The organism is Burkholderia cepacia ATCC 25416 (assembly GCF_001411495.1).
In the GTDB taxonomy this organism is placed as follows: domain Bacteria; phylum Pseudomonadota; class Gammaproteobacteria; order Burkholderiales; family Burkholderiaceae; genus Burkholderia; species Burkholderia cepacia.
Genome location: NZ_CP012984.1, coordinates 139,311 through 165,680, shown reverse-complemented (window position 1 = coordinate 165,680; position 26,370 = coordinate 139,311). Strand labels below are relative to the sequence as shown.

Below are 26,370 nucleotides of genomic sequence, written 5' to 3'. Positions count from 1 at the left end.
GATGCGCCGGATCACGCCCGCGGCCTGCGGCGTGAAATCTCCGCGCGTCCCCAGAGCCCCTCCTTGCGTGGCGGGCCCCAGGTCGCCCGTTCGCTATCCGCGCCTGACGCCAGGTACCGGTGCCTCGCGCAGAACCCGAGGATCGACCAGCGACCATCAAGCGAGGGGCAGACAGTATCGCTTTGATTTATATAGATATTTATTGGGGGCACTAGGCAAAGCCTTACTGGGCCTAAAGGTGGCTGACCGGAAAAATGCATGGAAATCAAGGCTCTCCCATCTATTCGGACATACCTCCTTTTTGCTCCATGTTGCTCTTTCGGTACGAGCAGCTTTCGCTCGTATCCCGCCTGTCGCTTTCTTCTCTCAGTGCCTCGACTGCAGGCGGTCTCGTAGCGAACCGGGTCGACCCGGTTCGCTACGTTTTTTATTCCGTGCGTCGCCACTCATCGCGTGCGATGCGCACCTTCTGCGTGGCAGTTGCTGCCACGATCGCCCTGCTCGCTGCTCCGCCTGCGACCGCGGACGTTTGCAAGGGCAATATCTTCAATGAGGCGGCAGCCCTCTATCACCTCGATCCCGATCTCCTGCGGGCGATAACCTGGGTCGAATCCCGTGGCGTGCCCGGCGCCATTGGGCCGCGCTTGCCGGACGGCCACAGGGCATGGGGAGCAGCGCAAATCAACGATGTGCATCTTCCCGAGCTCGTCAGCTACGGCGTCACCCAACGCGACCTCCTGAACCCCTGCGTGAACCTCAAGCTCAGCGCGTGGGTGCTCGCCAACTGCATACAGGCCAAGGGCGCGACCTGGGCCGCCGTCGGTTGCTACAACACAGGGCCCGGTTCCACGAACATCGCCGCCCAGGCTCGCTATGTCCGGCTGGTGCAGCGCGCATATGCGGGCTATCGCGCCCAGTCGGCGCTCGGCAAGGTCGCCGAAGGGGGCGCGCGATGATGCGCCTCGTCCCTCTTCTTGGCCTGATTGTCGGGACCCTTACGCAAGCCTGCTTTGCGTCTTCCCGTCTTCCGGACTACGACGTCACGCAGATCGGCGAACCCGGCTCCGGCCGCTACGTGTTCTGTTCGGGCGACACGTGCCCTGAACCGACGATCAAGCACCTCGCGGCGCCGGCGCCTGTCGTTCAAGAGAATCTATTGCTCCCTGTATCGGCCGCAGAAACCCGGCCCATTCAAGCGCCTTCCACGCCGATCGCCACGCGCCACCGATCCCTGCACCCGCGAATCCGACATGTCCACCGAGTCGCGAAGGTGGCGAATCGAACGCTTTGCACCGCGGGCGCCGCGGTCGGGACCGCGTCGAAGCACCTGGCGGGCCGTTAGTCCGCGCAGCTCACCGATTCACCACTCGACCAAGGAGGAAACAAGATAGTAAGTAATCCGTAATGAAGGTTCGATTGTTCGTTTAACTACTTTCCCCCTGAATCGTGCTCGCGCCGCATGTAGCGGCGCGAGCACAACCTCCGGCCCGCGCTGCTGGCTATCGGCACGACGGTCACGAGCTTGTCCACGAACACCGCTGCCGGGTTCGTGTCGCTGTCGACGTCGACCGCTCAAACGATCGGAAGTCTGTCGACGGGCACGGCCAGCGCGATTGCGACGTTGTCGACTACGACAAGCCGATCGATCTCGTCTCTTTCGACTGGCCTGGCGGGCGACGGCGCGACACTCTCGGCAATGCAGTCCGCTTTGGCTGCAGGGACCGTTGGTCTGGTTCAGCAAGCAGGCGGTACCGGCAGTGGCCCGATCATGGTCGGGGCCAACACCGGTGGTACGGCCCTCGACGTGGCCGGCACATCTGGACCGCGTCAGGTCAAGGGCGTTGCCGCGGGCATCGACGGCACCGATGCGGTCAACCTGCTGCAGCTGCAGAGCGTGGCAGGCCAGACGGGCGCAATCGGCGCGAGCGCAGTTAGCTATGACGACGCGTCGCATACCCGCGTCACGCTCGGTGCATCAGGTTCGCCCGTGAGCCTGACCAACCTCACGGACGCCTCGTTGAACGCGAGCAGCACCGACGCTGTGACGGGGCGGCAGCTCTATGCTGCCCAGCAGGCGACGAACGCAGGCGCGTCACACTGACTTCGAGCCGGAGCGCTTCATGAAGCAGCTGTTGATGGCGGAGACCGCCGAACGGCAGGTGCGCTCGATCGCCTACCAGATGACCGCCGCACGCTTCCCGGCTCATCGCGACCTGAAAGGCTTCGACTTCGCACAGGCGCAAGTTGATGAAGCGCTGGTTCGTGAACTCAGCGAACTGTCGTTCCTTGCGAGCGCACACAACGTTGTGTTCATCGGCGGCCCCGGCACCGGCAAGACGCACCTCGCTTCGGCAATCGGAATCGAGGCCGTACAGCGCCACGGCAAGCGTGTGCGTTACTTCTCGACCGTCGAGCTGACCAACGCTCTGGAACAGGAGAAATCCACCGGCAAACAAGGCCAGATCGCTCACAAGCTGATGTACGTCGACCTGGTGATTCTCGATGAACTGGGCTATTTGCCGTTCAGCCAGACCGGTGGCGCCTTACTGTTCCACCTGCTCTCAAAGCTGTACGAACATACGAGCGTCGCGATCACCACCAATCTCAGCTTCGGCGAGTGGGCGACCGTGTTCGGGGATGCAAAGATGACGACAGCACTGCTGGACCGGGTTACGCATCACTGCCACATCGTCGAGACCGGCAATGAATCGTGGCGCTTCAGGACCAGTTCTGCCAAGGCAAAGGCAACGAGAAAAAGAGCAGCAAAACCGGCTGGAAACGAAGAGTTATCCACACCGGAATAGATGTACTACGCTGTCCCTGGGTGGGTCAGATTTAGATGAAAACGGTGGGTTAAGACTGCGTGAAAATCAACATGCCAGGGGCAACTGCAGCGTTCGGGAGCGCAGCTCGTGCCAAAGCATCCTGCTCGCGATAGGAGAGCCACCGTCGAGCAATTGTTGACCTGCTTGGAGGCGATAGACCTGCAACGCTGCAGCGACGTTTCACCTCAAGTACAAGATCAGTTGCAGGATGCGCAAGGTGTCGCTGATCAGGGAGCCATTCGTGCACGGCCTCGTCGATGACGCATTCGACGGCGGCGTCCAGTCTGCCCCCGGTCGCCCTACCCGGCTGCCTTGGCTCTAATGTGCTGGCGACCGGATCTGCGAGGAAACGTCGACGCAGGCGATATACGGTGGTGCAGTGAACGCCTAATAGCTGTGCTGCTCGTTCAGCCTGCTGTCGGGAAAGCACGCCGTTGCCAAGCGGTCGAAGCACGGACGCAATCTTCGCTGCTCGAGCGGCCCGCTCTTCGATCGAAGCCATATGGATCCCTATCAATCCACGCGACACGTGCGCTAGCTGTGAAGCGTCAAGAGGTTGTTTCTCGACGCGGGAAGTCTGGCCATCGGCGCAACGCCGCCGATGGCGCTATGGGCACGATGCCAGTTGTAGTGGTGCTGCCAACTCGCCAAGGCTTCGATGCGATGGGCCGAGCTCTGGTATGTCCATGCGTAGGCCCATTCGCGTAACGCTGACTGGATGAAGCGTTCGGCCTTGCCGTTGGTCTGCGGACGATACGCCCGCGTAAATTTGTGCCGGATACCCAGTTCCTGACAGGCTCGCGCAAACTCGTGTGAGCGAAACGCCGAACCGTTGTCGGTTAGCAAGCGATGCACACGCACGCCGAGTCCGGCGTACCAAGCCACTGCATCGCGCAGGAACTGCACGGCACTGCGTTTCGTCTCGTCTGGATGCATTGCCGTGTAGGCAATCCGGGCGTGATCGTCCACTGCGACGAACAGGTACTCCCAGCCAACGCCGTCCACTGTATCGCGCCGATTGCCGGTGACACGATGGCCAGGACGCGCGATACGGCCAAGCTTCTTGATGTCGATGTGCAGCAAATCGCCCGGCGCCTTGTGCTCGTAGCGCTGAACCGGTTCACGCGGTTGCAGGTCGCTCAACCGAGACAGTCCGGCACGCACCAGCACCCGACTGACGGTCGAGGCCGACACTCCCACCTGTCGAGCGATCTGACGTTGCAGCAAGCGCTGCTGGCGCAATTCCACGATCAGTAAGGCAGTCGACGGGGCGATGGCGCGTGGAGAGCGAGCCGGTCGAGAAGAAGCGTCAGCCAGCGCAACCGCACCGCCGGCTAGGTAGCGTCCAAGCCATTTGCGCACAGTCGGTGCTGTCACGCCGTGATCGGCCGCCGCTCGCGACACGCTCGAACCGGATTCGGTGATCTCCTGAACCATCTCAAGTCGACGCGCGAAAGTGAGTCGGGCATTCTTATGGGTGTTCATCCGGCTGGGTTCCTGGAAGGTTGGGTGTTTGGCGACTTCCAGTCTCCCAGACTCAGTCCGGATGAACCATCGATACAACCTATTGAAGCTTCACAGCTAGCAGTATTAAAGAACACGTGCAACGTGCTAGCAACGTTAGTGAACATAGGCCAAGTTTCTGTTGCAGAAACGCAACGGCCAAGCAGCCGACAGAAAGCTCCAAAAAGTCCCTGTTCGCCGAGGCTTCTTTGAGAATTTCCGCTAGCAACGTTTCTGAACACGGCTAGCGCTAATAATGAACGCCTACACCCGCAGCGTACATGCTGGCCTGACGGCAGTGCCACCGATGTATCTAGGAATGCTTGGATGACGCCCGGTCCGCGGCGCGCCCCGAGCCACGGGAATGCGCTGCACCGGCTATCCTCTCTCTTGGGACGATGTTCGTTGTGTCCGGTGGAGGAGGCAAGTACGGCCACACTTACTCCAGCGTAGCCAATTCAACGGATTACTTCATCAGGCGGCCCGGCGCATCTGCGAAACGGCCCGCGCGCGCACCGCGAACGTCAGGATAACCGCACCGGCGAGCGCCGACGCGCCCGCAAGCACGAACGCACTTGCATACCCACCACCATACTGGACGAGCCAGCCGGTCAAGCTTGGCGACAGGATGCCTGCGAGATTCGCGAGCAGATGAACGAACCCGCCGGCCGAGCCGACGCGTTCGCGAGGCACGATTTCCTGCAGCAACGACCAGCAAGCCTGCGGTGCCATGAACGCGAAAAGGCTTGCGATCGCGATCAACGTGACGGCCGCGCCGAGCGAACTCACCCGTGACGCCAGCAGCACGCACGCCGCCGCCACCGCCAGCCCGACGACGATCACGATCTTGCGCGCGAACAGCACGTCGCCGGTGCGCCGGTAGATGCGGTCCGACACGGTGCCGCCGGCCACGAAACCGACGGTCGCGCCGAGCCAGGGCAGAATCCCGACGACGCTCATCTGCTTGATGTTTAGATGCTGGTAGTCGGTGAGATAGCTGGGCAACCATGACAGGAAGAAATAGAGCACGTAGTTGAAGCTGAAGAACGCGAGCGCGACGCCGAGCACCGGCCGCGACAGCAGATCGCGCAGCAGCGGACGCGCGGCGCGCTCGTCCGCATGCGCATCCAGTGAGACGCCGACCGTCCGGTCGGATGCGATCTCGCGAACCTCTTCCGGCGACACGCGCGAGTGGCTCGCCGGATCGTCGCTGAACAACGCCCACCACGCGGCCAGCCACACGAAGCCGAGCGTGGCGATCACGACGAACGAAACGCGCCAGCCAAACTGCAGCGCAACCAGGCCGACGATCGGCGCCGCGATCGCCGCACCGAGCGGCTGCCCGGCGTTGGTCCAGCCGACCGCGCGCCCCGCTTCGCGGCGCGGGAACCAGTTCGAGATCGCCTTGTTGGTGGTCGTCCCCATCGGCCCTTCGCCGATCCCGAACGCGACGCGCACGATCAGTAGGTGCGCGAACGACCCGGCGAGCGCTGTCGCGCCGCAGAACAGAGACCACACGCCCGCCGCGCACGCGAACACGCGACGCGGCCCGAACCGGTCCGCGGCCCAGCCGCCGACGAAGCAAAACACGCAGTAGCCGATGAAGAAGCTGCTGAACAGGATACCCATCTGCGCGTCGTCGATGCCGAGTTCGCGCTTGATGATCGGCGCGACGACGGACAGCGCCGCGCGATCGAGATAGTTCAGCATGCCGGCGCCGAACAGCAGCGCGCCGATCCACCAGCGGTAACGCGTTTTCATGTTGTCTCCTGTCGAGCCGGGCACGTGCCTGCGCATCCGCCCGGCTTCCTGATTTCCGATTGCGCCGCCACACCGGCAACGGCTTCGCGTGCGTGCGCCGAGCGCACCGTTCCTGCGTTCAACCGATCGTCGCGTGCGCGATCGTGTTGCGTGCCAGCACTGCTTCGTCCGGCAAGAAGCCAAGCCCGGGCACATCGGGCAAGCGCAGCCGCGCCCCGGGCCGCTGCCCGTCATGCAGCCGCTCGGGCCAGTCGAGATAGGGAATTTCGAGCGCTACATCGTCCGGTAGCGTCGCGACCACGTGCGCGGTCGCCAGCAGCCCCGCTCCGTAATAGAAACAGTGCGGCACAACCCGCACGCCGTGCTCCGCCGCAAGCGCGATCACTTCCGCGATGCCGGTCGGTCCACCGATCTTCGCGATGCTTGGCTGCGCGACGTCGAGCGCGCCGCGTTCAAACAGGTCGCGAAAGCCCGCGACGCCCGACGCGTTCTCGCCCGCCGCGATCGGCACGCCGGCGCCGCGCACACGCGCGATGCCGTCCGCGTCGTCGCAAGGCCACACCGGTTCCTCGATCCAGCCGAGCCGCAGGTCGGCCAGCTCGCTCACATGCCGCAGCGCGTCGCTCGCCGTCCACGGGCAGTTCACGTCGACCATCAGTTCGCTGCCGGCCGGCAGTGCCGCACGCGCGGCCGCGATGGCCGCACGTTGCGTCTCGTGCAGCTTGATGCGCCGAAACCCTTCGTCCGACGCCCGCCGCACGTGGCGCGCGACTTCGTCGGGGTCGTTGTCGTAGCTGACCAGGCTCGCATACACGTCGATCTCCCCGCGATGGCCGCCGAGCCAACGATATAGCGGCACACCGGCCGCCTGCGCGGCGAGGTCGTGCAGCGCCGTGTCGATCGCGGACAATGCGTACAGCACCGGTCCGGTGCGGCCGAACGAATGCAGCGCGCGATCGGCCGCGTCACGCAATGCGGCGATCCCGTGCCGCGTCGGCTCGAATTCGGCGCCCTTGAACCAACGGCCAACCGGGCCTTCGAGCGCGGCGAACGTGACGGGATTGATCAGATGACCGAATGCTTCGCCCCAGCTAACGCGCCCTGCGTCATCGGTGAGCCTGACCAGCAGCGACTCCATGCGACGCAGCGAGCGGTCTGCGGCGTTATACGTGTCGGCGACGGTCGGTTCAACAGCGGCGACGGGACGGCGGCCCGCATCGAATGCGAGCGAGATGCGAATGACTTCGATGGTGACGATTTTCACGAACAGATTCCCGGTGCGGCGGGTCGGTGGCATGGAAGCGGCCGACGGCAGAAAGTGCGATGCAATGGCAGCTTTGCGAGGTCGTTCGATTGCGTCACGTCGGCTCCCACAATAGTCTGTCATCGTACAACTGGCACTATCCGGCGGCAACCTATATATCCTGACCTCTTCCCCTCAAAGACGGGATGATTTATACATAGGTACATCATACGACATCTTATGACTATTACAGGCGGAAAAATGGAACCGCGGGCGCCGGGCCGATGGTGAACGGGACCCGGGTCGGCATCGCCTGCGTCGATGGCCAAGCCAGCCTGGATCGGTCAGCGATTCGATCCGTCGAAGTTCACCAGTTCGACCCAGTTCGCGCCCTTGCCGACCGGATATTGGCCGAGCGTGGCAAGCCCGCCCGTTTTCGCGTCGATGCGATAGAGGCTCAACGTCGGCGACAGCTGCCCCACCGCGAGCAGATACCGTCCCGACGGATCGATGTTGAAGCCGCGAGGCTGCTTTTCGGTCGCGTACGTGCCGATCCGCACCAGCTTGCCCGTGGCCGTATTCACGCGATAGGCGCCCAGCGTGCTCGAGGTTCGTTCGGAGATGAACAGGAAGCGGCTGTCCGGTGTGAGATGCAGATCGGCTCCCCACGGCTTGTCACCCTTGAAGTCGGGCGGCAAGATCGAAATCGTCTGGACCGGCCTGATGGTGTCGTTGGCCCGATTGAAGGCAAGCACGTGCAGCTTGCCGTCGAGCTCGTCGATCAGGTAGACGAAGCGATGATCAGCGGAAAACACGAAATGGCGCGGCCCCGAATCCTTCGGCAGGGAATACGCGGGCTGCGCGTCCTCGGTGAGCGTGCCGGTGCTGGCGTCGAACTTGAGACGCAACCACGCGTCGGCGCCCAGCACCGATGCGAACGCATAGCGGTTGTCCGCCGACACGCGGATGGCATGCGCCATCGGCCCGGTCTTGACGGTCTGCTGCACATTGGCCGCCACCCCGTTCGCGCCGATGCGGTTCACCGCCAGCAGATTGCCGCCGTACGACGCCGAAATCAGGTAGCGGCCGGTCATGTCGGTCGACAGGTATGCCATGCTTTCGGCGAGTGGCGCACGGCCCAGTTCGACGAGGTCGCCGTCGAGCGGATTGATGGCGAAACTCACGACGCTGTAGGGCTTGGAGCGCAGCCCCGCATACAGACGACGATGGTCGGGCGAGAGCGCCATCGGCATAACGGTACCGTTCACGGGCACGGTTTCGACCGCGGCGAGCGTGCCGGCCCGTGCGTCGAGGCGGAACACCGAGATGTCCTGGCTGTCGGCGTTCGAAACGTAGGCGTACGTCGCCGCGTGCACGGCGAAAGATGCGGCCAGGCCCGAGAGCGCCAGCGCCACGCGGCGCAACTTCATCGTCGTTTTCATTTCGTCCTTTTGTTGGTGAAAGCCGTCAAGCTTCGCCGAGACGGAATACCGCCACGGCGTCCTTCATCGATTGCGCCTGATGCTCCAGCGCATCCGCGGCGGCGGCGGCCTGCTCGACGAGCGCCGCATTCTGCTGCGTGACTTGATCCATCTGGCTCACGGCGACGCCCACCTGCTGTATGCCGGCGCTCTGCTCGCTCGTCGCCGACGACATTTCCACCAAGATGGTCGCCACGTTGCGCACGGCGCCCACGATCTCCTCCATCGCCGCGCCCGCTTCGGCCGCGAGCGCGTTGCCGTTTCGCACCTCGTTCATCGAGGCGCCGATCAGTTCCTTGATCTCGCGCGCCGCGCTGGCGCTGCGCTGCGCGAGCGTTCGCACCTCGCCCGCGACGACCGCGAAGCCACGCCCCTGTTCGCCCGCGCGCGCCGATTCGACGGCCGCATTCAGCGCGAGAATGTTGGTCTGGAACGCAATGCTGTCGATCATGTTCGTTATCTCGGCGATCTTGAGCGCGCTTGCACTGATATCCTGCATTGTCCGGACCACGCGGCCGACCACGTCACCGCCCCGGCGCGCGAGGTCCGCCGTGCCGCTCGCGAGCGTGCTCGCCTCGGTGGCGTTCGCCGCGTTCTGCCTGACCGTCGAGGTCAGTTCCTCCATGCTCGCGGCGGTTTCCTCGAGCGACGCCGACTGCTGCTCCGTGCGGCTCGACAGGTCGAGATTGCCGGCGGCGATCTCGCGTGCAGCCGTGTGGATCGCGTCGCAGCTGTCTCGCACGCCGCTCACGGTGCGCGAGAGTCCGTCGCGCATCCGCCGCATGGCCGCAAAAAGCAGGCCGATTTCGTTGCGGCCCGCCTCGGGCACGCGCACAGTCAGATCGTTCGACGCGATGCGGTCGAGCACCGCCACCGCTTCGCCGAGCGGGCGCGTCACGATGCGCGTGAGCGCGACGTGCGTGACGACCATCAGCGCAAGCGCCAGCCCGACGCCCACCACCACGAAGCCCAGGATCCACCGGTAGCGCGCGTTGCCGTCGTTGAGCGCCTGTTCGGTCAGGGTGTTCGCGAGTGTCTGCAGCTTCTCGACGTTTTCCGAGTACACCATGCCCGCGCGGGTGACATCGCGGTCGTTGATGGTCACGTAGCCGGCAGTGTCGTTATTGCGCAGCGCGTCGGCCGCGCGCGCGATAAGGGCCGCAAGCCGGTCCGACGACGCCACGAGCTGTCGTTTGAGCTCCGAATCCATGCCGTCGAACGCACTTGCGTCGCGATATGCGCTGGTTTCGCTCGCGGAGCGTTCGAAGGTGCGATTCGCGCTCTGCAAGGCCGAATCGCGCGCCGCCGTGTCGTTGCGCTCTTTCAGCGCGCTATAGGCGCGCACCAGCGCCGAACGCGTGCGGGTGCTGTCCTTGTATGCGTCGTTGACGAGGATGGTTTGGCGCGAAATCTCATGCAGGCGCTGCGCGTTCGCATCGGCCATTTGCAGCGACACGATGCCGGCGATGCCGCCAATCACGATCACCACCCCAAACATCGTCAGTGCCGCGAGCAGGCTGGCTCGCACCGTCATGTTGCGCATCTTGGTTCCTGTCTCTGCTTGGTCATCAGCCGCGGTGACGGCACGTGGGCCGTCCCGGGCATCAGCCACGCACGTTCTGGCATTGTTGGGTGGATTGCGGGGTGCGTTACGTGGTGACCCGCGTATGGGTCGCGAAATTTGATATGTGACATCGTACTTCTTATACACGATTTTCGAGCTGTGCCACAGGAAACCTCTCCCCCTTTTGAGGTTGACCGAAATCCGCCTAAACCCCGGTGAACCTCATATGCCGCATGGAAGGCAATAATAACGCGCAATCTGACGGCTTGTTCTTAGGGTAGACACGGACGGGAGCGTTGGTGCATTCAGCGATAATATCATCGTGTCATCGTATGACAACGGCCCTGGCGACGGTATCACCTCATCGACAAGATCACAAGAAAAGGACGGAGACAGCAGTGACCGACAACGACTTCGATACACAACCCGGCGGCACCGTTCGGCATCCCTCCATACCCGGGATCACTCGACGCCATTTCCTCGGCTACGGCGGTGCCCTGATGGGCAGCGCCCTGCTCGGCGCTTGCGGTGGTACCGACAACACTCCGCCCCCCGCCAGCGTGCCTGCGGCGGATCCGATCTGGGGGCCGAGTGGCCTGGCGACCAACATCATCGCCTCGCTGAATGGCATCGCGCAGTCGTCGTTCCCTGCCCTAGATTTCCAGGTTGAGGCCTACGGCGCCCAGCCGTGTTCGGTCGTTGCGCAAACCAGCCCGTATACAGACGCCGCCAAATCGCCGCTCAGCCCCGGCGCCGGCGCCACCCCAGGTGCTGGAGCGGTGGATTCGCGTCCAGCCTTCCTGGCTGCGATCGCAGCCTGCTCGGCAGCGGGCGGCGGACGCGTGGTGGTGCCGGCCGGCGCTTGGTACTGCGCGGGGCCGATCGTGCTGCAGAGCAACGTCAACTTTCACCTGAGCGCGAACTGCACGATCTTCTTCAGCCAAAACCCGGCCGACTACGCCAAGGACGGCCCCGTCGACTGCGGCGCCAACGGCAAGCTGTTCTACAGCCGCTGGCAGGCCAACGACTGCCTGAACTTCGGCGCGCTAGTGTACGCACGCAACGCCAGCCATATCGCGCTTACCGGCGAAGGCACCACCTCGATCCTAAACGGGCAGGCGATGACGCCGTTCGCCGGCTCGGGCAACACTGCCACCTGCTGGTGGACCTACAAAGGCAACACGGGTGTCTACGGTTGCGCTGGCTCCTCCACGCCGTCGCAGGCCTATACGAACCCGAACAACGTTGACCTGAAAACGGCCGCGCCCGGTATTCCGGACGCTTTGTATTCGCTGCTGACCAATCCGGCCACGCCGTGGCAGCAGGATCAGAACTACCTGCCCGCGCTGTCCGAGGCCGGTGTGCCGGTAGCGCAGTGCATCTTCGGGCTGGGCCATTACCTGCGGCCCTGCATGGTGGAATTCATCGGGTGCACCGACGTCCTAATGGAGAACTATCACACCCAGAACACGCCGTTCTGGCAGCACCATCCGACCGACTGCACAAACGTGGTGATTCGCGGCGTGATGGCCGACAGCATCGGCCCGAACAACGACGGCTTCGATCCCGATGCCTGCACTAACGTGCTGTGCGACGGTATGATCTTCAACACAGGTGACGATTGCATCGCGATCAAGTCGGGCAAGGATCTCGATACGCAATACGGCGCGGCACGGAACCACGTGGTGCAAAACTGCACCATGAACAGCGGCCACGGCGGCATCACACTCGGCAGCGAGATGGGCGGCGGCATCGAGAACGTTTACGCGCGCAACCTGACGATGCTGAACCAGCACTGGGCGACCAATTCGCTGAACATTGCTATCCGCATCAAGACCAACATGAATCGCGGCGGTTTCGTGCGCAACTTCTATGTGAACGGCGTGACACTGCCGAACGGCGTGAGCCTGACGGGCGGCGGCTACGGCAGCAAGATGCTGGCCGGCAGCCCGATCAACAGCACCGTGCCGCTCGGCGTGGCAACCTTGGCGTCGGGCAATCCGTCGGCATCGCAGGGCGGCCTGATCACGTTCGATTGCGACTACCAACCCGCCGGCGATGCGATCCGGACGCGCCCGGCGCTCGTGCAGAACGTCAACATCACTAACGTGAAGGCCACCAACGTCACGCTCGGCAGCGCGACCGGCTCGTGTTTCCAGGCGATCGTCGCGCAAGGCCCGGTGGCGTTCGACTACAACGGTCCGGCGCCGACCCCGACGATTCCCGCCATCACCGGCGTGACCATCTCGAACTGCGACTTCGGCTCGCCCACCGCAACGGGGCCGGCCAGCACCACCACGCCGGGGCCGATCTATGCGTGGAACGTGAACGGCATTAGCCTGCAGAACGTGTCGATCGCGGGGCAACTCTACAACACCACGATCACCGACCTTCGCTGATCCCCACGGAACCGCGCACGTGGATCTCACGCGGAAGTACCCGGGGGCCGGGCCGGCCCCCGGACGACGTTCAGCAGGCAGCCTTCCAACGATTCGCCGGTCGCCTGTTGCCGCGCGCCACCAGTCAATCGGCCATGCCTGCAATGACTCAACGCGACCAAAAGTTGGACGACGAGCCCTGAGGCCAGACGCTGACGCAACCCTACGCGCTGCTGCATGACATGCTGTACGTGAAAACGAGGCAGGGTCACGGTGACTTGCTCGACTGCTTCGATCTTGAACTCATCCGTGTACCGCTTGCCGCTCATATCGACCTCCTCGGTTGCCATAAATTATGGCTCGAAGATGTCTACGAAAGGCTGGCCGGTCCAGGCGCGAGTCGCCTGTCCATATCTCATTGGTTTTTATCGGCCGGTGCGTTGGCGGCGATGTCCAACTACAGCGCAGCGAGCGGCGATCAGGTCACCGGCGCAGGATTGAAGAGAACCAGAGCGTTATGGAGCTTCAGTTTTTCAGCGCACGTCTGTTTGCGTCCGCTCGCGACGTCGAGCAGCAGCTTGAACAACTCCCAGCCCACATCTTCGATCGTTGCAGTACCGGTCGCGATCGTGCCTGCGTTCACGTCCATCAGGTCGTGCCAGCGACGTGCCAGGTCCGAACGGGTTGCGACCTTCACGACGGGCACCTCGGCGAGGCTATACGGCGTACCCCGGCCTGTTGTGAAAACGTGCAGATTGATCCCGGCTGCCACCTGCAACGTGCCGCAAATAAAATCGCTCGCGGGTGTCGCAGCGTAGATCAGCCCTTTTTGCCTGACCTTTTCGCCCGGCGCGAGTACGCCAGATATCTGCGAATTGCCGGACTTGATGATCGAGCCCATCGCCTTTTCGACAATGTTCGACAGCCCGCCCTTCTTGTTCCCCGGCGTCGTGTTGGCGCTACGATCCGCTCCGCCGCGCTTCAGATAGTTGTCGTACCAGTCCATCTCCCGAATGATCGCAGCGGCAACTTCGGGATTAGCGGCGCGCCCTGTGAGCTGACCGACACCATCGCGCACCTCGGTCACCTCCGAGAACATGACCGTGGCACCCGCGCGCACGAGAAGATCGGTGGCGAAACCAACTGCCGGGTTTGCGGTCAGGCCAGAAAAAGCATCGCTGCCACCGCACTGAACGCCCAATACCAGGTCTGAAGCCGGACAGGTTTCCCGGCGCCGGCTATTCAGCCGGATCAGGTGACCTTCAGCCATCCGAATGATCGATTCGATCATTGATTCAAAACCGACATGGGCGTCGTCCTGCAGCACCACGACGTCACCATTCACGTCCGAAGGCAGGTCACCGACGTCCGCGACGTCATCCGCTTCCGTAACAGTCGCAATAGGAATCGTCCCGGGAGGCATCAGACGCTCGGGCTGCAGTTTCTCGCAACCAAGGCTCACCATCATGACTTCGCCGCCGAAGTTCGGATTGAGCGCGATGTTGCGTACTGTACGGATCGGCACCACTGCATCGGGAGCGTCAATCGCAACCCCGCATCCATACGTGTGCCCGAGGCTGACCACGTCATCGACGTTCGGATATTTCGGCAACAGCTCGCTCTTGATCCGGGTCACGGCGTGCTGAACGACGTCTGCAACACACTGAACAGTCGTAGTAATCGCAAGAATGTTGCGTGTACCGACCGAACCGTCGCTATTGCGGTAGCCCTCGAACGTGTAACCCTCCAGAGGCGGCATAACCGGCGCCTTGATGGTCGCGATCGGAAGATCGTCGAGGCCGGGAGGGGTTGGAATCCGGATGACGTGCTCGTTCACCCAGCTTCCCTTGGGCAGCGCCTGGCTCGCATACCCGATCACAACGTTGTACCGGACGACCTCATCGCCCTCAGCGAAATCCTTCAGCGCGACCTTGTGGCCTTGCGGCACCCGTTCGCGAAGTGCCAGACCATCTGGGAAAGTCGCTCCCTCCCCCAGTCCCCCGTCATTGACAACGATCGCGACGTTGTCATTGGGGTGCACGCGAATATAAAGCGGTGTCTGTTCCATTTGCATCTTCCTCTGAGCGGCGGGGTTCGCCCAATGACCCTGCTTAGTTTTACGTCATCATACAACGTACAACCTCTTTTTGGATACCTATTTACCCTGGGAAATCTCTGAAAACCGCCATTTCCAGTTGCTCAGCCGAAAGCCCAGTTGTACGATGACATATAAGCAGAAACCGAAATCGAACCGAATTTCTTGGAACGCTCCATCATGACCACTCCGCAAGAACTCAAGCAAATCGTCTCCGACGGCCTCCTCTCCTTCCCGGTCACGGACTTTGACCAACAGGGCAATTTCCGCGCCGATACGTACGCAAGCCGCCTCGACTGGCTCGCGCCTTACGGCGCAACGGCACTGTTCGTAGCGGGCGGCACGGGCGAATTCTTCTCACTTACGCGTGATGACTACACAGCCGTCGTCCGTACGGCGACCGAAGTCTGCAAGGGCAAGGTGCCAATCCTCGCAGGGGCGGGTGGTCCGACGCGCGTTGCCATCGAGTACGCGAAAGAAGCGGAGCGCAATGGCGCGCAGGGCATCCTCCTGATGCCGCATTACCTGACGGAGGCCTCGCTCGACGGGATCGCAGCGCATGCCGAGGAAGTGTGCAAGGCAGTGCCCAATCTGGGCGTGATCATCTATAACCGGGCCAATTCGAAGCTGAACGCTGACATGCTCGAGCGCCTCGCCGATCGCTGTCCGAATCTGATCGGGTTTAAGGACGGTGTCGGCGACATCGAAAACATGGTGACGATCCGTCGCCGCCTGGGTGAGCGGTTTTCCTATCTCGGCGGCCTGCCGACGGCTGAAGTTTATGCAGCCGCGTATAAGGCCCTCGGCGTTCCGGTCTACTCGTCCGCCGTCTTCAACTTTATTCCGAAGACCGCCATGGACTTCTATCGTGCAATCGCATCGGACGATCACGCAACGATTGGAAAGCTGATTGACGACTTCTTCCTTCCTTACCTCGCAATCCGTAATCGCCGTGCGGGTTACGCAGTCAGCATCGTCAAGGCGGGCGCAAAGCTCGTTGGCCACGATGCCGGCCCGGTTCGCGCTCCGCTCACGGACCTCAACGACGAAGAACTGAGCCAGCTTGACGCTTTGATCAAAAAGCTCGGCGCGCAGTAAGCACGCCACGAGGAGACAGGCGGGGCTAGCCGCGCAGTTATGCCCAACAGCGACACAGGCACCCCGCTCGCTTTAAACAGAGGAAGATCGTCATGGAAATGAGCCGCACGGCAAATCCCGCGGACGCACTCAAGCGTACGAAGGTCCGCCACGTCATTCTGGCCCTTATTTTTGTCATCACGACATTGAACTACGCAGATCGCGCGACCTTGTCGGTCACCGGATCTGCAATGCGGGGAGAGTTCGGCTTCGATGCGGTCAAGATGGGATACATCTTTTCCGCATTTAGCTGGGCCTATGTTCTCTGTCAGATTCCAGCCGGCTGGCTGCTCGATCGCTTCGGAGCACGCCGAGTGTATGCCGCGAGCATCTTCCTCTGGTCTCTCTTTACATTGCTTCAAAGCTCGATCGGCCTGGCAGGGAGCGCCGCATCAGCGGTAACCACGCTATTCATGTTGCGCTTTGTCATGGGGGCCGCTGAGGCGCCGGCGTTCCCTGCAAATGCCAAGGTCGTAGCGAGCTGGTTTCCTACAAAGGAACGCGGTACTGCCTCCGCTATCTTCAATTCGGCGCAATATTTCGCAGCTGTCGTGTTTACTCCGCTGATGGCGTGGATTACCCACGCCTTCGGCTGGCATTACGTCTACGTCGTCATGGGCTTTGCCGGACTGCTGCTAGCAATAACGTGGCTCAAGGTCATGAAAAACCCGGTGAACCATCCGGGCGTCAATAAACCGGAGCTCGAGTATATTGACCAGGGCGGTGGCCTCATTCACGGCCGAAAACTAGCCGACGCCGGTTCGCGCAGTCATCGCGGTGGCTGGGGCGTTGTGCGGCAACTGCTGGGCAATCGCATGCTGCTCGGCGTGTATCTCGCACAATTCTGCATTAACGTGCTTACCTATTTCTTCCTGACGTGGTTTCCGATCTACCTCGTTCAGGCCCGGCACATGACTATCCTCCAGGCAGGGCTCATCGCTTCCCTGCCGGCCATCTGCGGGTTCGGTGGCGGCGTTCTCGGTGGCGTGTTGTCGGACACACTTATACGACATGGTCGCTCGCTCACCGTCGCACGAAAGACGCCGATCGTTGGCGGCATGCTGCTGTCGTGCTGCATCGTCGGATGCAACTACGTCAATACCGATTGGGTCGTCGTTGCCCTTATGTCGCTTGCCTTCTTCGGGAAGGGTCTGGGCGCACTTGGATGGGCTGTGGTCGCAGACACCTCACCCAAGGAAGCGATTGGCCTGTCTGGATCGATCTTCAACATGTTTGGCAACGTTGCCGGTATCGTCACCCCCATTGTGATCGGGTATCTCGTCGCACGGTCTGGTGGCTCGTTTAACGGCGCCCTGGCTTTTGTAGGTGCCAATGCGCTGATTACAGTGTTCTGTTATCTCGTCATCGTTAAAGAGATCAAGCGCGTAGAGCTTAGTCACGACTAGTCCAAAGTTACTGGAGCAGGAGAAGTCCATCGGCAAACAAGGCGAGATCGCCCATAAGCTAATGTACGTCGACCTGGTGATCCTCGACGAACTGGGCTACCTGCCGTTCAGCCAAACCGGTGGCGCATTGCTGTTCCACTTGCTCTCGAAGCTGTATGAACACACGAGTGTCGCGATCACCACCAACCTCAGCTTCGGTGAGTGGGCGACCGTGTTCGGGGACGCAAAGATGACGACGGCGCTGCGGGACCGCGTCACCCATCACTGCCACATCGTCGAAACAGGCAATGAATCATGGCGCTTCAAGTCCAGTTCTGCCAAGGCGAAGGCAACCAGAAAGAGAGCAGCAAAAGCAGCAGGCAGTGAGGAGTTATCCACACCGGAATAGATGTACTACGCTGTCTCGGGGTGGGTCAAGATTCAGTGGAAATCAACACGCCAGCGTCGCGGCGTTGATGGCTTCGGCCGTCATCGGACCGTTGCCGAACTGCTCGAGCAACTCGGCCGGAATCGCCGGCAGAGCCGCGGCTGGGCTTTCGGTTTGCGAGGCATAAACTCTCCTTGGGAGCATGTTATGCCTTAAACACAAAATTCCTGACAGGCCCGAGCGGCGGCATGGTTTGGCGCATCACGCGAGACCTAGGCGGAAGCCCTATCGCAACTCGACATTAGGGCATCCGTCGTCACTCCCCTGGACCTAATAAAAGCGACCCTGCTGCATGCGACCGCCTATTCGGGTATTCCGCATCGTCTCAGCGCGTTCAATGCCGCGCATGAGGTGCTGGTGGCGGAGGGGGTGTTGAAGTAACGACGCGGTTGAAGCCGGGGGTTCCGTCATCGGACACCCCGGCATGGGCAAGCGCTCGCGCCCGCCGTCATCACAGCGCGTTCGGCGCCCCCTTCCCGTCAAGCACCGCCGCGACGTTGTCGAGCGCGGTAAACCCCATCTGGTCGCGCGTCTCGACGGTCGCGCTCGCCATGTGCGGCGACAGAAACACATTGTCGAGCGCGGCAATGCGCGGATCGATGTTGGGTTCGTTCCGGTAAACGTCGAGCCCTGCGGCGAACAGCCGATGCGACGTCAACGCATCGTAAAGCGCATCCTCGTCGACGAGACTGCCGCGTGCCGCATTCACGAATACCGCACCGGCGCACAGCAAGCCGAATTCGCGGCGGGTCATCAACGGCGTGCCGCCGCCGGGCACGTGCAGCGTGAGGATGTCGCACTGCGGGAGCAGCGTGTCGAGATCCGCGCAATAGCGTGCACCGGCCTCGATCTCGGGCGGCGCGGGACGCCGGTCGGTATAGACGATCTTCATCCCGAAGCCGCGAGCGCGCTGCGCGACCGCACGGCCGATCCGCCCGAAACCGACGATTCCGAGCGTCTTGCCGTTCACGCGCGTGCCGAGCATGTCGGTCATGCCGAACGACTTTCCCCACCCCGCGCGCACGATACGCTCGTACTCCGATGCACGCCGGCACGCGGCCAGCACCAGCAGCATCGTGAAATCGGCCGTGCAGTCGGTCAGCGCATCGGGGGCGTTGCTGACCGCAATTCCGCGTGCGCGTGCGGCAGCGACATCCATGTGGTCGTACCCGGCGCTCGCGTTCGCGATGATCTTCACGCTCGGCGGCAATGCTGCGATGTGCTCGGCCTGCAGCCCCGATTTCTTGCCGATCAGCACCGCCGGCGTCTCGTAGCGGTTGCAGAACTCGACGACGGACGGCGCGTCCATGTCGGCGTCGGTTACATAGGCGTTGAATTCGGCCGCCGCACGCGCGGCCACCGCGGCGGGAACGCGTCGCGCAACCAGCAGCTGGGTGCGATTGTTGTCAGGCATGGTCTCGTCCTTGGTTCGGATAACGGAACACAGCCTACGAAGCGCAGTCGGCGCAGGTCAATATTGATTGGTTCGATCAACATGTCCGCGCGGCATTGAGCGACCGGATGATCGACCGATTCCGATCATGTCCTCTGCCATGCGCGATGCCGTGCCGGCGCGCGAACAGCGCAGCCGCGAACTCAGGAAAACCCTGACGCCAGCCTGTCTGGACGGGGCGGTTGATATTGATTGAAAGAATCAAGATTGCTGCGAAATCGTCGCCGCGCAATGCTTTTTGCATGTTCAACGGACTGAAGACGAGGGCGTGAAAATGCAGGCAGAGAAAAAAATCGCGGCGGTGACGGGTGCCGGCACCGGCATCGGACAGGCCGCTGCGGTAGCGCTCGCGCAAGCCGGCTTCAGCGTCGCGCTGCTCGGCCGGCGCATCGATCCGCTACTCGCGACGCAAGAGATCATCGAGCTGGCCGGGGGCGTCGCAGCGGCGATTCCAACCGACGTGTCCGACGAAACGTCGGTCGATGCGAGCTTCACGCGGATTGCGCATGACTTCGGCCGCCTCGACGTGCTGTTCAACAACGCGGGCCGCAACGCAGGCGCCGTGCCGCTCGACGATTATTCGCTTGAGTTCTGGAACGACGTGGTCGCCACCAACCTGACCGGCGTGTTCCTGTGCGCCCGCGCCGCGTGGCGCCAGATGAAGCGCCAGACGCCGCAAGGCGGCCGCATCATCAACAACGGTTCGATCTCCGCGCACACGCCGCGCCCGCACACGATCGCGTACACGGCCACGAAGCACGCGGTCCTCGGCATCACGCGTTCGCTTGCCCTCGACGGTCGACCGTTTAACATCGCCTGCGGCCAGATCGATATCGGCAACGCCGCGACCTCGCTCACGGAGCGCATGGACAGCGGCGTGCTGCAGGCCGACGGCCGCATCGCGCCCGAGCCGCGCGTCGACGTCGTGCATGTCGCGAGCGCGATCGTGCAGATGGCGAGCCTGCCGCTCGAAGCGAACATTCTGAACATGACGATCATGGCAAGCGCGATGCCCTTCGTCGGACGCGGCTGACCGGACGCGCGCCGGCACACGCGGCAGGTGCACCAGCACAACCATCACAAAACAGGAGACGACATTGAAAACCGCTGAAGAACAGGTTTCGGTCATGCGCGGGTTCGACGCGCACGCAGGCGCCGCCAGGCGATCGCGGGTGCGCTACGGCGTGCTGTCGATGCTGCTGGTGGCCACCGTCCTCAACTACGTCGATCGCTCGGCGCTCGGCATCGTCGCTCCGGCGTTGTCGAAGGATCTCGCGCTTACCCGCGTGCAGATGGGCGAGCTGTTCGCGGTGTTCGGCCTCGCATACTCTATCGCGCTGCTGCCGGCAGGCGTGCTCGCCGATATGCTGGGCTCGCGCGTCGCGTATGCGCTATCGCTCGTCGGTTGGTCGCTGGCCACGCTGACGCAAGGGCTCGCGCATGGCTACCACATGCTGCTCGGCTCTCGGCTAGCGATGGGCGCGCTCGAAGCGCCCGCGTTTCCGTCGAACGCGCACGCGGTGACGATGTGGTTCCCGGTCCAGGAGCGCGGCTTCGCGACGAGCATGTACGTGATGGGTCAGTACATCGGCACGCCGCTCTTCACCGGGTTATTGCTGTGGATCTCGTCGGCATTCGGCTGGCGCGCCGTGTTCTTCGCGACCGGCGCGTTCGGCATTCTGTTCAGCGTCGTCTGGTACCGGCTCTATCGCGATCCGTCGCGCCATCCACGCGTCAACGCGGCCGAGCTGCAGTACATCACCGAAGGGCAGCCGGTAGTGACGGCGCGCGACCGGTTCGACTGGCGCATGGCGCTGCGCCTGCTGGGCTATCGGCAGATCCTCGCGATCTGTCTCGGCAAGTTCTGCAACAACACGCTGCTGGTGTTCTTCACGACCTGGTTCATGACCTACCTTGTCGAGGAACGGCACATGTCGATGATCAAGGTCGGTTTCTTCCAGGCGATGCCGTTCATCGGCGCGACGCTCGGTATCCTTATCGCGGGCTATTTGTCCGATCTCTGCATCCGGCGCGGCGTATCAATGTCGTCGTCGCGCAAGGCGCCCCTCGTGATCGGTACCTTCCTCGGCGCATCGATCGTGCTCGTCAATTTCGTGCAGTCGAACGCGCTGGTGATCGCGATCCTAACCGTCGCGTTCTTCGCACAGGGAATCGGCTCGATGTCGTGGGCGGCGGTGTCCGAGATCGCGCCGAAACGCTATGTCGGGCTCACCAGCAGCATCACGAGCCTCGCCGCGAATATCGCAGCCGTCACCACGCCGCTGATGATCGGCTACGTGACGCAGCACACCGGCAACTTTTTCTGGGCGCTGAACCTGATGGGTGCGATCTGCCTCCTCGGCACGCTGTCGTACTCGGTGCTGCTCGGCAAGCTGTCGCGTATCGAGCTCTGACCCGGTTCGCCCCCTTTTACGCTCCACTGCACGTACCGCACACGACCATGATCGAATTCAAATGGGATCACCTGCAACTCTGCTCGGCTGATGCCGAGGCCACCGCCGCGTGGTTCGCGCGCTGCCTGAACGCCGAAATCGTGCGGCGCCCCGGCCGCGTCGACCTGCGGATCGGGGCGATCAACCTCTTCATCACGGCGCTGCCGGACGCGTGTCCGGCGATCGTGCCGGACGGCGCGCGCATGCAAGGGATCGACCACTTGGGCGTGCTGGTCGAGGATCTGGATGCGGCTTACGCGCATCTGGTCGACAACGGCGCGGAGATCGTCCAGCCCGTCACGCGGATCCGCGCCGGCGTGCGCGGCTGTTTCGTGCGCGCGCCCGGCGACATCCTCGTCGAGGTGCTCGAGCGGCGCCCGGCCGAGATGACATTCAACTGAACCCGGTCTATAGTCGGCGCAAGCGGCCGCGCACCGGCCGCATCCTCATCACGACTCCCCATGCAGAACTGGATCACCCTGACGGAAGCAGCGCGGCGGCTCGGCGTGCGGGCGCAGACCGTCTACGCGTACGCCAGCCGCGGCAGCATTGCCGTGATGCAGGATCCCGACGATCCGCGCAAGAGCCTGTATCGGGCCGAGGATGTGGTCGCGCTGTGCCGCAAGAAGCAGGTCGGCCGCAAGCGAGCGGCGCTCGCGGCCAGCACGATCTTTGGCGCCGAGCCGTGCATTTACAGCGGCATCACCACGTTCTCGAAGGGTCGCGCATGGTATCGCGGCCGCGACAGCATTGAACTCGCAGATACCGCGACGCTCGAGGAAACGGCTTCGCTGCTCTGGCAGGCCACCGCGCCGGTGTCGTTCGACGCGCCGGTGATCGTGCTGCCGCCCGGCGAGCGTGACCGGCAATGTGCGTTCACGATGCTCGCGACGCTGGCCGCGTTTGGCCATTCGACGCTCGGCCGGCTCGACAGCGCGCTGCACATCGAGGCCGGGCAGCTCGTTGCGATCGTGTCGCGCGCGTTCGGCGCGCAAGACGACGCCGGCGCAAGCCCGCTTCACACCCATCAGCGGCTCGCGGCCGGCTGGGGCCTCGACAGCCATGGCGCAGACCTGCTGCGCCGCGCGATGGTGCTGGTCGCCGATCATGAGATCACGAGTTCGGCATTCGCCGCGCGCATCACCGCATCGACCGGCGCGTCGCTCGCGGGCTGCCTGCTGACGGGGCTCGCGACGTTGTCGGGACCGCTGCACGGCGACGCGTCGGGACGCGTGCGCGCAGTGTTCGACGATGTGCAACGATTGAGTGCCGAGCGCGTCGTCGATCATCACCTGAAGTCCGCAATCCCGATTCCCGGTTTCGGCCATCATCTTTACCCCGACGGCGATCCGCGCGCGGCCGCGCTGCTTGCGCGGCTCGATCCGCCGACGGAACTCGCGCACTTCGTCGACAAGGTCACGATGCTCACCGGCCAGCGGCCGACCATCGATGTCGCGATGGCGATGCTGTCGGTGCAGCTTCAGTTGCCGCGCGATGCGGCGTTCGGGCTGTTCTCGATCGCGCGCAGCGTCGGACTGCTCGCACACTGCATCGAACAGCTGCGCGTCGGCAAGGTGATCCGGCCGCGCAGCCGCTATACGGGGCCGACGCTCGACGATCGGCATCTGCGGCCCGCTGCTGACGACGACGGCAAACAGACGAAAGTCGGCATGATCAACAAGAACCGCCTTTTCAAGGTGGTGGAGTAACTCGCGTGACAATCGTAGACCGAATTGAACGCGCCACCGTTTGCAATGAAAAGTTTTCATCGGCCGCGACTCACGAAGACCGGCGTCAACTCCCCTGCGACGCCGGCAGTGGCAGTCATGCGTTGTGCGAAATCTGAGTTTTGAGCAGGCAATCGCAGCATAGTGATAATGGTTCCGTATCTTGCTGTCGCGTCGATCCCGACGCCGCGAACTGCACGCGACAGTGAATGGCGGTTCTGCAACGATGCGATCGACTCTGAACGACGGCGGATTCAACCGGTCGGCACTCATACAAAGCAGGCATTCGGACGCGGGTTTGGTGACCGCCTCGCGGGCAATGCCATCCGGCTTGACGACGATGCCCAAGCGCCTGGACAACGTAACCAACACACCGCCAGACGCATTCGCCTGCACATCGTCCGCGGTTGCGGGACCAGACACGACCAGCAGCGCGCTGATCTCTTCAGTCGCATGGCCTCTCTGGTCATCTGAGTCGATGAAATCAGCTTGTGTGGCGAAAACGTCGTCCCCGCGCTCTACTCTCCAACCATGTTGGATTTGTGTCGCAATCGAATCGGACGACCGTGCATGTTGAACACGTCGCAACCGAATGGATATGGCAATACAATCACGAGCGCCCTAACATGGGCCTGGCCGCCATGGCGCCGAAACAGGGGCTCGTGGCCACAACAGAAACGCGACCTTCGACTCGCGTCAAAAGCGAAGGATTACCGTTTACTAGACGCACCTGAAATTCTATTTCCGGCCTATTGCAGCCCCAATGATCGGTTAGAATTTCCGAGCAATTTTCAGTCTCTCGGATGTGTCATTGGATTAGCCTATCGGTAGGACTCTACGCAGCAGGGGCGTCACTGTGTATATCGCAGAAATTCGAATCGAGAACTTCCGGCTGTTTGGTGCCGGTAACAAAGCGCCCGTGCTAGCACTGTCCCCGGGACTTACCGCATTGGTCGGCGAGAATGATGCCGGCAAGACAGCGGTCATCGACGCGCTACGTTTGGTGGTCGGCACGCGTGACCAGGACCTGCTGCGGGTGGATCCACTTGATTTTCATCAGCCCACCGCCGGTGGTCCAAGTGCCGACGAAATTATCATCCGTCTGACTTTTAGAGGACTCACCACGGCGGATCGAGGTGCGTTTGCCGAGTTCCTCACGTATGAGACGGTAGCCGGGGCGATCAATACCGCGCTGATCGTGACCTGGGTTGCGAAACGCAACACCAAGGAAGGCAGCTCGCGCCGCGTTCTTCCGCCTGAGTGGCGCACGGGTGCCAAGGGAGACGGCCCATTGCTCGATCTGGGGGCACGATCGCTGCTGACGGCGACGTATCTGCGGCCGTTGCGCGACGCCGAGCGGGCCATGAGCTCTGGGCGAGGATCGCGACTATCGCAGATTCTCCAGCACACCACTGAAATCCGCGACACAGGAAACCCTTTCGACAAACTTGCCGATCCGCCACCCGACCCGACGACGTTGAGTGTGTTGGGCCTCGGCGACTATGCTACACATCTGCTTGGGGAGAGCGAAGGCATTACGCAGGCTCGAAAGCGACTCAATGACGAGTACTTGAAGCCCCTCTCGTTCGCTAACGATATGCTGAATGCGCGGATCGGCGTAGCAGGAGCGCAGGAGGACAGCCTCAGATTGCGGCAGCTACTTGAGAAGCTTGAGCTCGTACTGACCGCGTCGTCTGACGCCGAAAGTGCGCACAGTCGTGGACTCGGCTCAAACAACCTGCTGTTCATGGCGTGCGAGCTCCTGCTTCTCGCCACTGAAAGCGACGGGTTCCCGTTGCTGCTGATCGAAGAGCCCGAGGCGCATCTCCATCCGCAGCGGCAGTTGCAACTTATGTCGTTCCTGCAGGCACAGGCAAAGAAGTCGCGTGCCGATGGACAGCGCATCCAGATCATCGTTACAACGCACAGTGCCAATCTCGCTTCGGACCTACAACTCGACAAGCTCGTATTGATTGAAGGCGGACGGGCTTTCCCTCTGTGTGAGGGTAAGACCAAGCTCAGCGCATCAGACTATCGATTTCTCGAGCGCTTCCTCGACGTCACCAAGGCAAACTTGTTCTTCGCGCGCGCAGTGATGATCGTCGAGGGGGATGCCGAGAACATCCTCCTGCCCGTCATAGCGAGGTTACTTGACCGCGATTTCCACCATCACGGTGTCTCCGTGGTTAATGTCGGCGGTGTTGGGCTCGGCCGATACGCACGCATTTTCATGCGCGAAGACGTCGAGAAGGATGGGGTCATTAACATTCCCGTCGCCTGCATCACCGACATGGACGTGATGCCCAACAATGCGCCTTGGATCGTCGGCAAGCTGGAGGACGGGCAACCGATCCCTCCAAGACCTCCCTCAAAGCGGCAATGGCGGATTAAGGACGATTTTCCGGGCGAACACCTTGAACAGCGGCGAGCCGACCGCAGGGAGAAGGCCTCAGGCCAAAAGGTCGAGACGTTCGTCGCTAACGAATGGACGCTTGAATTTGACCTCGCATTCCACGGTCTCGGCAAGCACGTCTACCGCGCTGGGACACTGGCGTTAGCCAATGACCGCCTCTCTGCCGGCACTGCCGAGCAGGCCGTCATCCTCGCCGCCGCCGATGCAGCCTATCAAGCGCTGATCGATGCGGGTCATGACCCATCGACGCTCGCCTCACATGTCTATGCGCTGTTTGAGGCTGATGGGGCCTCAAAGGCGATCGGCGCGCAATATCTTGCCGAACTGCTGGAAAAGGAGGCCGCCTACAATAACCTAGATGCCCATAGCTTGCGCGCATTGCTGCCGCCCTACATCGTTGCTGCTATCGAGCATGTCACCGGGCCGTTCGCACCGCCGCTCGCAGGTGGCGCAGCCGGAGAGCCCGGCGCGGTAGTGATGGCGCGGGCACCGGGGGCCTGAGTG

Annotated in this window: 19 protein-coding genes and 2 pseudogenes; 13 read left to right on the top strand and 8 right to left on the bottom strand. The window is 62.6% G+C overall.

Annotated features, from left to right (window positions below):
• The first annotated feature begins 254 nt into the window (after positions 1–254).
• The 3 genes from APZ15_RS38220 (at position 255) to istB (ending at position 2,804) form a co-directional block, all read left to right on the top strand.
• The gene (locus APZ15_RS38220) at positions 255–956 is read left to right on the top strand and encodes a lytic transglycosylase domain-containing protein (RefSeq protein WP_226113885.1); all 702 of its coding nucleotides are present in this window, start codon (positions 255–257) and stop codon (positions 954–956) included.
• A gap of 566 nt (positions 957–1,522) precedes the next feature.
• Positions 1,523–2,101, top strand: coding sequence for a hypothetical protein (locus APZ15_RS40590; RefSeq protein ID WP_060078926.1), 579 nt, complete (start codon positions 1,523–1,525; stop codon positions 2,099–2,101).
• Positions 2,061–2,804: an IS21-like element helper ATPase IstB gene (gene istB / locus APZ15_RS38210; RefSeq protein WP_034196178.1), complete on the top strand. Its 744-nt coding sequence runs from the start codon at positions 2,061–2,063 to the stop codon at positions 2,802–2,804. Before APZ15_RS40590 ends, istB begins: the two co-directional genes overlap by 41 nt.
• Before the next feature lie 555 nt (positions 2,805–3,359).
• Here istB and APZ15_RS38205 read toward each other — a convergent pair.
• From APZ15_RS38205 to APZ15_RS38185, 5 genes are all read right to left on the bottom strand, one after another.
• Positions 3,360–4,310, bottom strand: a complete 951-nt coding sequence (locus APZ15_RS38205) for an IS481-like element ISBcen26 family transposase (protein ID WP_049098620.1) — start codon at positions 4,308–4,310, stop codon at positions 3,360–3,362.
• 492 nt (positions 4,311–4,802) lie between these two features.
• The gene (locus APZ15_RS38200; protein ID WP_027791969.1) at positions 4,803–6,089 is read right to left on the bottom strand and encodes an MFS transporter; all 1,287 of its coding nucleotides are present in this window, start codon (positions 6,087–6,089) and stop codon (positions 4,803–4,805) included.
• Between the two features lie 118 nt (positions 6,090–6,207).
• Positions 6,208–7,353, bottom strand: coding sequence for a mandelate racemase/muconate lactonizing enzyme family protein (locus APZ15_RS38195; RefSeq protein WP_057056503.1), 1,146 nt, complete (start codon positions 7,351–7,353; stop codon positions 6,208–6,210).
• A 323-nt stretch (positions 7,354–7,676) separates the two neighbouring features.
• Complete coding sequence (locus tag APZ15_RS38190; RefSeq protein ID WP_027791953.1) at positions 7,677–8,774, bottom strand: lactonase family protein; 1,098 nt, start codon at positions 8,772–8,774, stop codon at positions 7,677–7,679.
• Positions 8,775–8,799: 25 nt separating this feature from the next.
• Positions 8,800–10,356 carry a methyl-accepting chemotaxis protein gene (locus APZ15_RS38185; RefSeq protein ID WP_027791954.1) on the bottom strand — a complete coding sequence of 519 codons (1,557 nt, stop codon included), beginning with the start codon at positions 10,354–10,356 and terminating at the stop codon, positions 8,800–8,802.
• 521 nt (positions 10,357–10,877) lie between these two features.
• Between APZ15_RS38185 and APZ15_RS38180 the strand changes: the two genes are divergently transcribed.
• A complete protein-coding gene (locus APZ15_RS38180) occupies positions 10,878–12,776 on the top strand; it encodes a glycoside hydrolase family 28 protein (protein ID WP_226129765.1) in 1,899 nt (632 codons plus the stop codon).
• A gap of 26 nt (positions 12,777–12,802) precedes the next feature.
• On the opposite strand, the gene APZ15_RS38175 is transcribed toward APZ15_RS38180, so the two are convergent.
• Together APZ15_RS38175 and garD are read right to left on the bottom strand one after the other, a co-directional pair.
• Positions 12,803–13,105: a hypothetical protein gene (locus APZ15_RS38175; protein WP_051363319.1), complete on the bottom strand. Its 303-nt coding sequence runs from the start codon at positions 13,103–13,105 to the stop codon at positions 12,803–12,805.
• A gap of 128 nt (positions 13,106–13,233) precedes the next feature.
• Positions 13,234–14,823 (bottom strand): galactarate dehydratase, encoded by a 1,590-nt coding sequence (garD, locus tag APZ15_RS38170; protein WP_027791956.1) that lies wholly within the window; start codon positions 14,821–14,823, stop codon positions 13,234–13,236.
• Between the two features lie 207 nt (positions 14,824–15,030).
• On the opposite strand from garD, the gene kdgD reads away from it, so the two are divergent.
• From kdgD to APZ15_RS42480, 4 genes and pseudogenes are all read left to right on the top strand, one after another.
• A complete protein-coding gene (gene kdgD, locus APZ15_RS38165; protein WP_027791957.1) occupies positions 15,031–15,948 on the top strand; it encodes a 5-dehydro-4-deoxyglucarate dehydratase in 918 nt (305 codons plus the stop codon).
• A 92-nt stretch (positions 15,949–16,040) separates the two neighbouring features.
• On the top strand, positions 16,041–17,393 hold the full coding sequence (locus APZ15_RS38160) for an MFS transporter (RefSeq protein ID WP_027791958.1): 1,353 nt from the start codon (positions 16,041–16,043) through the stop codon (positions 17,391–17,393).
• 10 nt (positions 17,394–17,403) lie between these two features.
• A pseudogene (locus APZ15_RS38155) lies at positions 17,404–17,781 on the top strand (ATP-binding protein); the annotation flags it as partial.
• Positions 17,782–18,093: 312 nt separating this feature from the next.
• Positions 18,094–18,201, top strand: a pseudogene (locus APZ15_RS42480) (carboxymuconolactone decarboxylase family protein); the annotation flags it as partial.
• Between the two features lie 70 nt (positions 18,202–18,271).
• Here the strand turns inward: APZ15_RS42480 and APZ15_RS38150 are convergent.
• Positions 18,272–19,234: a 2-hydroxyacid dehydrogenase gene (locus tag APZ15_RS38150; RefSeq protein WP_011548567.1), complete on the bottom strand. Its 963-nt coding sequence runs from the start codon at positions 19,232–19,234 to the stop codon at positions 18,272–18,274.
• A gap of 313 nt (positions 19,235–19,547) precedes the next feature.
• Between APZ15_RS38150 and APZ15_RS38145 the strand changes: the two genes are divergently transcribed.
• The 5 genes from APZ15_RS38145 (at position 19,548) to APZ15_RS38125 (ending at position 26,367) form a co-directional block, all read left to right on the top strand.
• A complete protein-coding gene (locus APZ15_RS38145; RefSeq protein WP_011548568.1) occupies positions 19,548–20,306 on the top strand; it encodes an SDR family oxidoreductase in 759 nt (252 codons plus the stop codon).
• 94 nt (positions 20,307–20,400) lie between these two features.
• A complete protein-coding gene (locus tag APZ15_RS38140) occupies positions 20,401–21,687 on the top strand; it encodes an MFS transporter (protein WP_027791959.1) in 1,287 nt (428 codons plus the stop codon).
• A gap of 47 nt (positions 21,688–21,734) precedes the next feature.
• Positions 21,735–22,127, top strand: coding sequence for a VOC family protein (locus APZ15_RS38135; RefSeq protein ID WP_011548570.1), 393 nt, complete (start codon positions 21,735–21,737; stop codon positions 22,125–22,127).
• A 60-nt stretch (positions 22,128–22,187) separates the two neighbouring features.
• A complete protein-coding gene (locus APZ15_RS38130; protein ID WP_027791960.1) occupies positions 22,188–23,435 on the top strand; it encodes a citrate synthase family protein in 1,248 nt (415 codons plus the stop codon).
• An 874-nt stretch (positions 23,436–24,309) separates the two neighbouring features.
• Complete coding sequence (locus tag APZ15_RS38125) at positions 24,310–26,367, top strand: ATP-dependent nuclease (RefSeq protein ID WP_051363320.1); 2,058 nt, start codon at positions 24,310–24,312, stop codon at positions 26,365–26,367.
• The last annotated feature ends 3 nt before the right edge of the window (positions 26,368–26,370 follow it).

Bases quoted from the DNA above. Each gene is read 5' to 3' on its own strand.
- APZ15_RS38220 (WP_226113885.1), top strand. From the start codon at position 255: ATGCATGGAAATCAAGGCTCTCCCATCTATTCGGACATACCTCCTTTT.
- istB (WP_034196178.1), top strand. From the start codon at position 2,061: ATGCTGCCCAGCAGGCGACGAACGCAGGCGCGTCACACTGACTTCGAG.
- APZ15_RS38205 (WP_049098620.1), bottom strand. From the start codon at position 4,310: ATGAACACCCATAAGAATGCCCGACTCACTTTCGCGCGTCGACTTGAG.
- APZ15_RS38200 (WP_027791969.1), bottom strand. From the start codon at position 6,089: ATGAAAACGCGTTACCGCTGGTGGATCGGCGCGCTGCTGTTCGGCGCC.
- APZ15_RS38190 (WP_027791953.1), bottom strand. From the start codon at position 8,774: ATGAAAACGACGATGAAGTTGCGCCGCGTGGCGCTGGCGCTCTCGGGC.
- APZ15_RS38185 (WP_027791954.1), bottom strand. From the start codon at position 10,356: ATGCGCAACATGACGGTGCGAGCCAGCCTGCTCGCGGCACTGACGATG.
- APZ15_RS38180 (WP_226129765.1), top strand. From the start codon at position 10,878: ATGGGCAGCGCCCTGCTCGGCGCTTGCGGTGGTACCGACAACACTCCG.
- APZ15_RS38175 (WP_051363319.1), bottom strand. From the start codon at position 13,105: ATGGCAACCGAGGAGGTCGATATGAGCGGCAAGCGGTACACGGATGAG.
- garD (WP_027791956.1), bottom strand. From the start codon at position 14,823: ATGGAACAGACACCGCTTTATATTCGCGTGCACCCCAATGACAACGTC.
- kdgD (WP_027791957.1), top strand. From the start codon at position 15,031: ATGACCACTCCGCAAGAACTCAAGCAAATCGTCTCCGACGGCCTCCTC.
- APZ15_RS38160 (WP_027791958.1), top strand. From the start codon at position 16,041: ATGGAAATGAGCCGCACGGCAAATCCCGCGGACGCACTCAAGCGTACG.
- APZ15_RS38150 (WP_011548567.1), bottom strand. From the start codon at position 19,234: ATGCCTGACAACAATCGCACCCAGCTGCTGGTTGCGCGACGCGTTCCC.
- APZ15_RS38145 (WP_011548568.1), top strand. From the start codon at position 19,548: ATGCAGGCAGAGAAAAAAATCGCGGCGGTGACGGGTGCCGGCACCGGC.
- APZ15_RS38140 (WP_027791959.1), top strand. From the start codon at position 20,401: ATGCGCGGGTTCGACGCGCACGCAGGCGCCGCCAGGCGATCGCGGGTG.
- APZ15_RS38135 (WP_011548570.1), top strand. From the start codon at position 21,735: ATGATCGAATTCAAATGGGATCACCTGCAACTCTGCTCGGCTGATGCC.
- APZ15_RS38130 (WP_027791960.1), top strand. From the start codon at position 22,188: ATGCAGAACTGGATCACCCTGACGGAAGCAGCGCGGCGGCTCGGCGTG.